General features: G+C 42.0%; 7 protein-coding genes. 4 read left to right on the forward strand and 3 right to left on the reverse strand.

Going from position 1 to position 8,242, the window contains the following annotated elements; translation table 11 throughout:
• Positions 1–326 precede the first annotated feature (326 nt).
• Complete coding sequence (locus tag OSCI_RS14805) at positions 327–755, forward strand: hypothetical protein (RefSeq protein ID WP_007355813.1); 429 nt, start codon at positions 327–329, stop codon at positions 753–755.
• A gap of 118 nt (positions 756–873) precedes the next feature.
• Here OSCI_RS14805 and OSCI_RS14810 read toward each other — a convergent pair whose 3' ends face one another.
• The gene (locus tag OSCI_RS14810; RefSeq protein ID WP_007355814.1) at positions 874–1,992 is read right to left on the reverse strand and encodes a tetratricopeptide repeat protein; all 1,119 of its coding nucleotides are present in this window, start codon (positions 1,990–1,992) and stop codon (positions 874–876) included.
• A gap of 83 nt (positions 1,993–2,075) precedes the next feature.
• A complete protein-coding gene (locus tag OSCI_RS30005; RefSeq protein ID WP_019486970.1) occupies positions 2,076–2,231 on the reverse strand; it encodes a hypothetical protein in 156 nt (51 codons plus the stop codon).
• A gap of 519 nt (positions 2,232–2,750) precedes the next feature.
• On the opposite strand from OSCI_RS30005, the gene OSCI_RS14815 reads away from it, so the two are divergent.
• The 3 genes from OSCI_RS14815 (at position 2,751) to OSCI_RS14825 (ending at position 7,941) form a co-directional block, all read left to right on the forward strand.
• Positions 2,751–5,351 (forward strand): adenylate/guanylate cyclase domain-containing protein, encoded by a 2,601-nt coding sequence (locus OSCI_RS14815; RefSeq protein WP_007355816.1) that lies wholly within the window; start codon positions 2,751–2,753, stop codon positions 5,349–5,351.
• Positions 5,352–5,425: 74 nt separating this feature from the next.
• Positions 5,426–6,865 (forward strand): cyclic nucleotide-binding domain-containing protein, encoded by a 1,440-nt coding sequence (locus tag OSCI_RS14820; protein WP_007355817.1) that lies wholly within the window; start codon positions 5,426–5,428, stop codon positions 6,863–6,865.
• A complete protein-coding gene (locus OSCI_RS14825; RefSeq protein ID WP_234708756.1) occupies positions 6,862–7,941 on the forward strand; it encodes a substrate-binding domain-containing protein in 1,080 nt (359 codons plus the stop codon). Before OSCI_RS14820 ends, OSCI_RS14825 begins: the two co-directional genes overlap by 4 nt.
• 111 nt (positions 7,942–8,052) lie before the next feature.
• On the opposite strand, the gene OSCI_RS14830 is transcribed toward OSCI_RS14825, so the two are convergent.
• On the reverse strand, positions 8,053–8,242 hold a 190-nt coding region (locus tag OSCI_RS14830; RefSeq protein WP_039962342.1), incomplete at its 5' end, for a pentapeptide repeat-containing protein.

Below are 8,242 nucleotides of genomic sequence, written 5' to 3' on the forward strand. Positions count from 1 at the left end.
GCTTATTAATCGGCTCAAAGTCGTAATTAGAAAGTAGCAGCGATCGAGGTAGAATAATTGAGTTATCTAGAACGGCAGAACGGCGGCGTTACGTCAGTATCGAAATTAAATGAAAATTAAGCGCTAATTCTGAGATAATTTGTTAACAAGTGCAAAGAAGCTCTGCACTTGCTGCCTGCAAGCTACCCACGCTAAGCATCAATACTTACTAAGGCTTTTATGTAAAGTTTGATGAATAAATATAGACAAAAGTTGCAATAGCTCTTAGTCTGACTTGGTTGTAAAGCTTGTAGACATTTCTCTAAAAAAAACAAGGAGTAAATGTAATGTTCGGATTTATCAAAAATTTGTTTGGTGGCATTTTTGGTTTTTTGGCTAGACTCTTAGGCATTAAGAAGTCTGAGTATTTCTTAGAATTGGACAAAGCCCCAGAAAACGGTTCAGCGAAAACTGAGTCGCCTTCAGCTAAGAAGCCTGAGCCTGTTGCTGCTCAGCCGTTGGTAGCAGTAGCAGCACCTCCAAAATCTGCAAAGTCGCAGAAGAAGGAACCTGTTGCCGCTAAACCTCAGAAGGCTGAACCTGCACCTAAGCCTGCTGTTGCTGTGACTAATGGTAAGGTTCCAGCTCAGGCTGCATCAACGATAACTTTTGCTCCCGATTATTTAATGCCAACACCGACGACAAACCGCAGGCTTCCCGGCCCCAACATGAACAATTTTCGAGATATGGCTCGCGGGATGAAAACCTCTAGGTAAGAGAGTTTTGAATTTTGAATTTTGAGTTTTGAGTTTTGGGTTGTTAGTCAATTCAAAACTCAAAACTTTTGTATAAACATTCTTCCTTCTCTCCTAGATAACTAAATTTTTCTTCCTTCTACTTATTTTGACCTTGACTTTTGAGGAAAACTAGCACGCTGTACAATTGAAAAGCTGTATCCCAAGGACTTTCGGATTTGCGCTCAATGTCAATGTGGGATTTAAGTCGGCTTAACATTTGGGTATAATTTAAGGCTGTCTCTGCAAAGGGAGTAAATTCAGATGAGAGGTTGACGGATAGCTGCTGATTGAAGGTTTCTACTAAGTTGTTCCAGTTGATTCTGGCAGTATTTTGGGAGTTTTGAGTTTTGCTCTCTGACTCTTTTATTTTTTCGGCTGTAATGCCTTTTTGAAATTGATAGGTTTGGTCGCATAGCCGCAATATGCACTTTCTACTGGGTAGGTGCAAGTCCCAAATTTGGGCATAGTCTTGGGTGATTTCTTTATGGCGGAATTTTTCACTGCGTCGGTGGGGGGAGTAGTCCATAACTTCGATAAACAGGGGCAATAGTCCCTCGACGCACTGGCTCACTTCTGACCAGTTGAATGTGAGAGAGCCAAGCTGGTCGAGTTCGTTTTTGCAAATGGCGGTGGGTTGGGGAGAAAGGGACTGGAAATATTGGACTCGAAAGACTTGAATTTTTTGGATGTCGGCTAATGTGGCCCAGAAGACGGGAATGCCTGCGCTGAGTAGTTCTTCTCCATAAACCCGCAATTCTCCAACTGTGCCTGTTTTGTATAACCGCCAGCCCCGACTTTGGATTTGCGTCCGGGCAGTATAGGGGTCAATTTTGAGAATTCTACTTATATGTTGTATAGCGGCTGGTTTATTTTCTGGGCTGACGGGTTCTAGGATTAAGAGTCCAGGTTCGGCGTTGCGTGGGTCATTTTTAGAGAGTGCGATCGCATCTTTTCGTCGATTTTGTTCTATGGTTTCGAGCCGTTGGATGGCCTGACGGGTTTGAGCGACTATTTTAGGGCTAGTAGTGTCCCGTAGCAGTTGCCGATAAATTTTTTCGGCGGATTCTAGTTTGTTGGTAAGTTCGTAGTAGCGTGCAATATAGAACTTCACCCAGGGGTTTTCGGGAGAGTCTTTCTGTAGCTGTTTAAGCAATTGGGCCGCTTTTCGGTAGTCTTTGCCCTCAAGGGCGGAGGCAACCTGATTAATGTCATTCATGGGGTTGGAGGAAAGGTTTTCTGATTATATCTTGACTGATATTTGGTAGATTTCGCCAGTCCTCATCAGCGATTTAACTTTAGTTATTCAGGGGTGACAATCAGGCTAAAGCGGTGTTGGATAAGCTTTATAGCTTGTTGAGCGTGTTGAAACTCAGTTGAGCCGCAGATGCGACCAACCAGCCTAAAAGTTACTATGTCTTCTTCTAGTTCTACCTGTCTCTTGAGGACGATAAACATATTTTTCCTGTCCCTGAATATTGTTCATTTTTCCTTTTAATACTTACCAACTCTTCGTTTTTATTGTCTAAATTTTCCCTTGATTTCATTCCTAATTCTCTCGTCGTTGCAAGCTGTACCTTGTGATTTTTCCTAGTATTACTACGATTCCTACTCTGCCAAAATTTCCTATTTTAAAGTTAAGGATAATTTATCGACATCGGCAAAAACCTTTTGAAATCCCTTGACTTAAGCAAATCGATCTGATATATATGAAGTCAGTAAGATAATTTCATAAAAAAACTTAAGAAAGTCTAGATTAGAGTAAATATATTAGAGTAAATATAATTACTCGTCATCTTTACATGGAGCAGATACAGCATATTCCATGTATATGTGGTACACACAATCTTGTTGCTCTACGTAATTAGTTTACCAAGAGTTTTTCTACTCTACTTCATTAACCTGGAATATGCTGTAATTTCCTCAAAGAGAGGGAAGAAACAGATTAAGCATTCGCCCTCAAGATTAATAAAAAAGATGTTAAATCCCTTAAATCGCTTACATAAGTTCCGTAATGACTCACTAGGTAATCTCAAACTAGACCGCTGGACAATTCAATCCAAGCTGCAAGCATTGCTACTAGGAGTTAGCCTCGGTTCTGTAGTAGTAGTTAGTGGGATCGGTTGGTATCAAACACAAGCCACCCTCAGAAGCAAAATCGCCGAACAACTTGAAGGTATTAGCACCACCAAAGCCGAGCAGTTTGAGTCCTACTTTGAAAATTTGAACAATCAAGTGGGGATGCTGGCAGCAGACGGCAACGTAGTTAAAGCGATGGTAGAGTTGAATTCAGGCTATCGCATCTTGGAAAGCAACCTTATTCCCCCCGAATGGGATAAAGCTTTAGATACTTACTACAGCGAAAAATTTTTTCCTCGGTTGCAAAAGAATTTATCCCCGGAAGCAATAAACCCCAGTGTTTATATTCCCACCGGACAAGCGGCTCGCTATCTCCAGTATCACTACATTGCTTCTAATCCCAATCCTGTCGGCGAAAAAAACAAGCTCCTCGATGCTGGTGATGGCAGCGATTACAGCAAAGCTCATGCCAAATATCAACAATTCTTAGCAGAAATCATCGAAAGATTCGGCTATTACGATTTATTTTTGATTAACCATAAAACAGGGGATATCATCTATTCCTATTTTAAAGAGACAGATTTTGCCACCAGTAGGCTACAGGGTTTTTACTACCAGAGCTCACTAGCGGATTTAGTGCAGAAAGTCCAGTCAAATCCGACCAAAGGTAACATTCAGGTTGCTGATTTCAAACCTTACCGCCCCTCTTATAACGCGCCCGCCGCTTTCGTGGCAACACCAATTTATAGCGGTTCTAACATGATTGGCATCTTGGCAGTACAAATTCCCACTGACAAAATTGACCAGGCTATTAGCCGGAATAATAATTGGGAAACCAGTGGTTTGCAGAAAACAGGAGAAGCTTATTTAGTCGGGCCAGATGCCTTAATGCGTTCCACATCCCGTTTTTGGGTTGAAGACCCCAAAAAATATCAAAATATTGTTGGTAATACCGGGACTGATAAGAGAACTCTCGAACTAATGGAGAACTTCAAAACTACCATTGGCTTACAGAAAATCGACTCGACCGCCGCCCAAGCCGCCTTAGAAGGAAAACAAGGCATGATGGTAAATAGCAACTATCGGGGTGTAGAGGTATTGAGTGCTTACTCCCCTCTAAAGTTGAACGGGTTAAATTGGGCAATTTTGGCAGAAATCGAAGTGGGGGAAGCTTATAGTCCACTTTACAACTTACAGATAATTTTGTTGATTGCAGCAGCGCTTTTCCTACTAGGAACGGCATTTTTAGCCGCAATGGCAGCGAAAATTTTTACCACTCCCCTGCGTCGCTTAAGTGAAAATGCACGGAAACTTAGTGCTGGGGACTTGGATGTAGAAGTTGAGGTAAAATCCCAAGACGAGTTTGGGGAATTGGCAACAGAGTTTAAAGAGGTGGCGAACAAATTACGTCAAACTGAAGAGCAACTGCAAATCAAGGATCGGGAGAATAGTATTCTGTTGAATAATATCCTACCCAATGCGATCGCCGAACGCAGGAAACAAGGAGAGGAATCCATTGCTGACAACCTCAAGCAAGTAACCATCCTCAATGTTAATCTGGCGGGGATTTCTGAGCTCAACAAACGCCTGTCACCGCAAAAAATGACAGAATTACTTACCCAGCTATTTGATGACTTTGACTCAGCAGCAGAACGCTATGGGTTGGAACGACTAAACTCCGCGACTACAAGCTATATGGCAGTATGCGGGCTCACCCAAGCCAGGTTTGACCACAGCCAGCGAGCGGTTGATTTGGCCCTAGTCATGTTAGAAATCATCCAGCGTCTGAATGTTAATTATAATTCTCCCTTGGCTTTACGCATCAGCATTCATGCGGGTTCTGTCACAACAGGGGTAGTAGGAACAGAGAGATTTGGCTACAAAATTTGGGGAGAAACAGCCTATATAGCCAGCAGTCTCCAGAACCAGCCTAATTTGAACTATATTTTACTAACTCAAAGTGTCTACGAACGGATAGCAGATAGCTACACTTTCATCAAAAACCCGGTTGTCAAAATTCAAGGTTTTCCAGAAATAGAAACCTGGACACTTGTAACTATCAGAAAGTTAGTTCCCAGTCAGGTCGAGTTAGTTCAATCATCCTTTGAAAAAGTAAAGCCTATTGCCGATAAAGCTGCCGAACTTTTCTACCAACGACTATTTGAATTAAGCCCTTCTCTACGTCCTTTATTTAAGGGAGAGATGAAAGAACAGGAACGTAAGCTAATGGCTACCCTTGCTCTAGCAGTGGAAGGTTTGCGTCGGCCAGACCGGATTATCCTAGCCGTTCAAGATTTGGGTCGCCGTCATGCGGGCTATGGAGTCAAAGCTGAATACTACGATATTGTGGGCGAAGCGTTGCTGTGGACGTTAGGGCAAGGACTGGGTGTAGAATTTACTATACCAGTCCGAAAAGCATGGGAAGAAGCTTACACATTTCTGAGCGAAATTATGAAAGAAGCAGCAGCAGAAATTGAGTTAGAAAATATCGGTGTGTAAAGCAACATTCTAACTAATTGAAATCTGCTGAAAGATACTTAGAAATCTCTTTTTGTTGTTTGCAAAAAAAACTTATGGATAAATCACTTTTGGGATGGCTATTGCTTTTAGGTCTAGGATTCCCATTGTTAAGTATATTGCTGGGTGAAGCAGTTTCAAGATTGGAACGACAGCACCACCCATTAGCAATTGGTTTGCGTCAGGTGCGCGAGTATGTGTTACCTCCCTTAGCAGTGATTTTAGTAATCCGACAGGTTTTAAGGATCGGCGACCAAAATTCCTGGGCGCGTTTTTTAGAAACGTTAACTTGGGTTGCTGTTATTGTGGCGGGACTCTCTTTAATCAATGCCCTGCTGACCACAAAAAAGCAACCAATAAAAGGGCAAATTCATGTACCTAATCTGTTCTTTCAGATAGCCAGGGGGCTAGTGATTTTAGCCATTGGCTATCACATTATTAATGGAGTTTGGGAGATAAGTTTGACTGGCTTTAGTGAAGCTGTGGGGTTAGCTTCAGCAGTAATTGCCCTAGCACTGCAAGACACCCTCAGTAACCTGGTATCAGGATTACTACTGCTATTTGCCAAACCGTTTAGAGCAGGTGATTGGATTGAGATAGATGAAAAACAGGGACGGGTACTTGAGCAAAATTGGTGGTCAGTGACGATAGTAACTTCTGAGTGGAAATTAAACATTCCCAATGGAGTTTTGTCACAGGCAAGCATTATCAATTACGGTCAGGGAGCAATTTGGAAAAATATTTCCGCTAGCTTTTCTTATGATGATTCTCCTAATAAAGTGATGACCGCATTAAATAGTCTGATAGAGGGTATAGATGCGATCGAAGACAAAGGTTCGGCTGTGGTAAGTTCATACGAAGATGACCGTATCATCTACAACCTTTCCTACAAAATACTGCCTGAACAAGATGCTAACGTTTCTGGGCAACTTAAATCCCGACTTTATTATCTGACTAAACGTTATGGTTTTACTCTACCTTATCCGATGAAAGAGGAGTGCAGTCTCGATCTACAAGAATTGGCAACTTATTTGCAATCGCTGCCTTATTTCTCGACACTTAACGATCATCAGATTAACAAACTGGCTGAAAGCGTTACATTTAAAGCCTATGGCAACGGTGAGTTAATTATTCAGGAAGGTAAAGAAGATGAGGGGTTTTATATTATGTTTAAGGGTAGGGGACACGCTTACTTCAAAGATGAGAAAGGTGAGCGCCAGACAGTGGACAAGCTGGAACTTAACCAAGCATTTGGTGAAATGGCGATCTTTCCAGGAGAGGTAAGTCCGGTAACGACCGTTGCTGATGAGGATGTTGAGGTTGTGGTGATTCCCGCAGATGCAATTGTCCAAGCGATTGAGTCTAATAATAAATTTGCCTCTGAGATTCTTCAGTATATTGAAGAACGGAAAAAGATGATTCGACTTGCCAAAGGAATCAAAGATGGGGCGAGTCCATTAATTAGTAAAAATGGTCGGCGGGTGCAAGTAGAATGATGAAGATAACTAGAACAAAGGTTTACAGAAGTTGCTTATTTTTGAGCGGCATGATTTTACTATTAACAGCTTGCGCCCAAGGATCGACAACTTCAAAGGCAAAGATTGACAATAAGGCTAGTACAGAAAATAAATCGAAAGAAATCTTAGGTATTCAGCGGATCGAGAGTAAATTAATTAAATCTCCCTCAACCCAAGACTCAACTAAACAGAGTATTGTGCTACCGGGGGTAAATCCTCTGGAACTGGAGGGAACACTCGCAATATCGGGATCGCCGGTAGTTTTGCCGATTAGTCAGGCTATTGCTCAACGTTTTATTCAAGATGGCTATCCCAGCAAGATTGCGCTCTCTAGTATTGATACCGGAGTTAGCTTCAAGCTACTTTGTGAGGAGAAAAAGGTAGATATTGTCAATACGGTGCGCCCGATTACCAGTCAGGAGTTAGCGATTTGTTCTCAGTCAGGTATTGAGCCAATAGGCTTTCCCATTGCCATTGATGCAGTGACGATTGTAGTTAGTTCTCAGAATAAATTCGTCCCAAATAGTCTGACGCGCGACGAACTAGCAAAGGTATTTACTGTCGAAAAGTGGTCAGATGTAAATCCTAAATGGCCAGCGGAAGCGATTAAACGCATTATCCCTGCTGGGGTTAGTGCTGGAGGTGCAGTTGACCTATTTGCCCAAGCTATTCTTAATGGGAATGTCAGTCAAATTATTAATGCTCGCAATACGATATCTTATCACTTTGTAGAGCAGTTGCATTCAGAAGCTTTAATTAATCCCTACATGGTTGGCTTTTTAGAGTATGGTTCCTATAAACAAAATCGCGATAAGCTGAAGGCGATCGCGATTGATAGAGTAGATCCTTTCTTGCCAGCATATCCCCTCACTCGTTATTTGTACATTTATGTAGATGCTAAAGCGATTCGGCAACGACCGGAAGTAGAAGGATTTGTTAATTATTACTTGACCTATGTTAGCCCAGAAGTTCCTAGTTTGGGCTATTTCCCAGTTAAACTAACTGTATTGGATGAGTCAAAAATTAAGCTTTTGCAAGTTAAGAATAATCAATAGTTTTTGAAGTGCTGATTCTATTCCCTTATCCCCCTTATTCCCCTAACCATAGATCCAGCAGTTTAAACCACATCTAGGCCTAGAAATAGCGAAGCTGACACCGGGTTGGGATTAACGGCTGGTGGTAAGAGAGCGATCGCCTAGAGAGTCCTCAAAGATTGCGCCTCGTTTGATTAGGTCTTGTTTTATTTCTTTGGAAATCCCGTTGCTATAGCTGAAGTTGGCTTTTTTAACATTTGCAATACTCAGGTTGGCAACAATCAGGTTGGCACCACTCAGGTCAGCACCACTTAGGTCAGCA

It is taken from the genome of Kamptonema sp. PCC 6506, from assembly GCF_000180455.1.
Lineage (GTDB): Bacteria > Cyanobacteriota > Cyanobacteriia > Cyanobacteriales > Microcoleaceae > Kamptonema > Kamptonema formosum.

What these genes read in the sequence shown, in the direction of transcription:
- OSCI_RS14825 (WP_234708756.1), top strand. Translation starts at nt 6,862, where the DNA reads ATGATGAAGATAACTAGAACAAAGGTTTACAGAAGTTGCTTATTTTTG.
- OSCI_RS30005 (WP_019486970.1), bottom strand. Translation starts at nt 2,231, where the DNA reads ATGTTTATCGTCCTCAAGAGACAGGTAGAACTAGAAGAAGACATAGTA.
- OSCI_RS14820 (WP_007355817.1), top strand. Translation starts at nt 5,426, where the DNA reads ATGGATAAATCACTTTTGGGATGGCTATTGCTTTTAGGTCTAGGATTC.
- OSCI_RS14805 (WP_007355813.1), top strand. Translation starts at nt 327, where the DNA reads ATGTTCGGATTTATCAAAAATTTGTTTGGTGGCATTTTTGGTTTTTTG.
- OSCI_RS14815 (WP_007355816.1), top strand. Translation starts at nt 2,751, where the DNA reads ATGTTAAATCCCTTAAATCGCTTACATAAGTTCCGTAATGACTCACTA.
- OSCI_RS14810 (WP_007355814.1), bottom strand. Translation starts at nt 1,992, where the DNA reads ATGAATGACATTAATCAGGTTGCCTCCGCCCTTGAGGGCAAAGACTAC.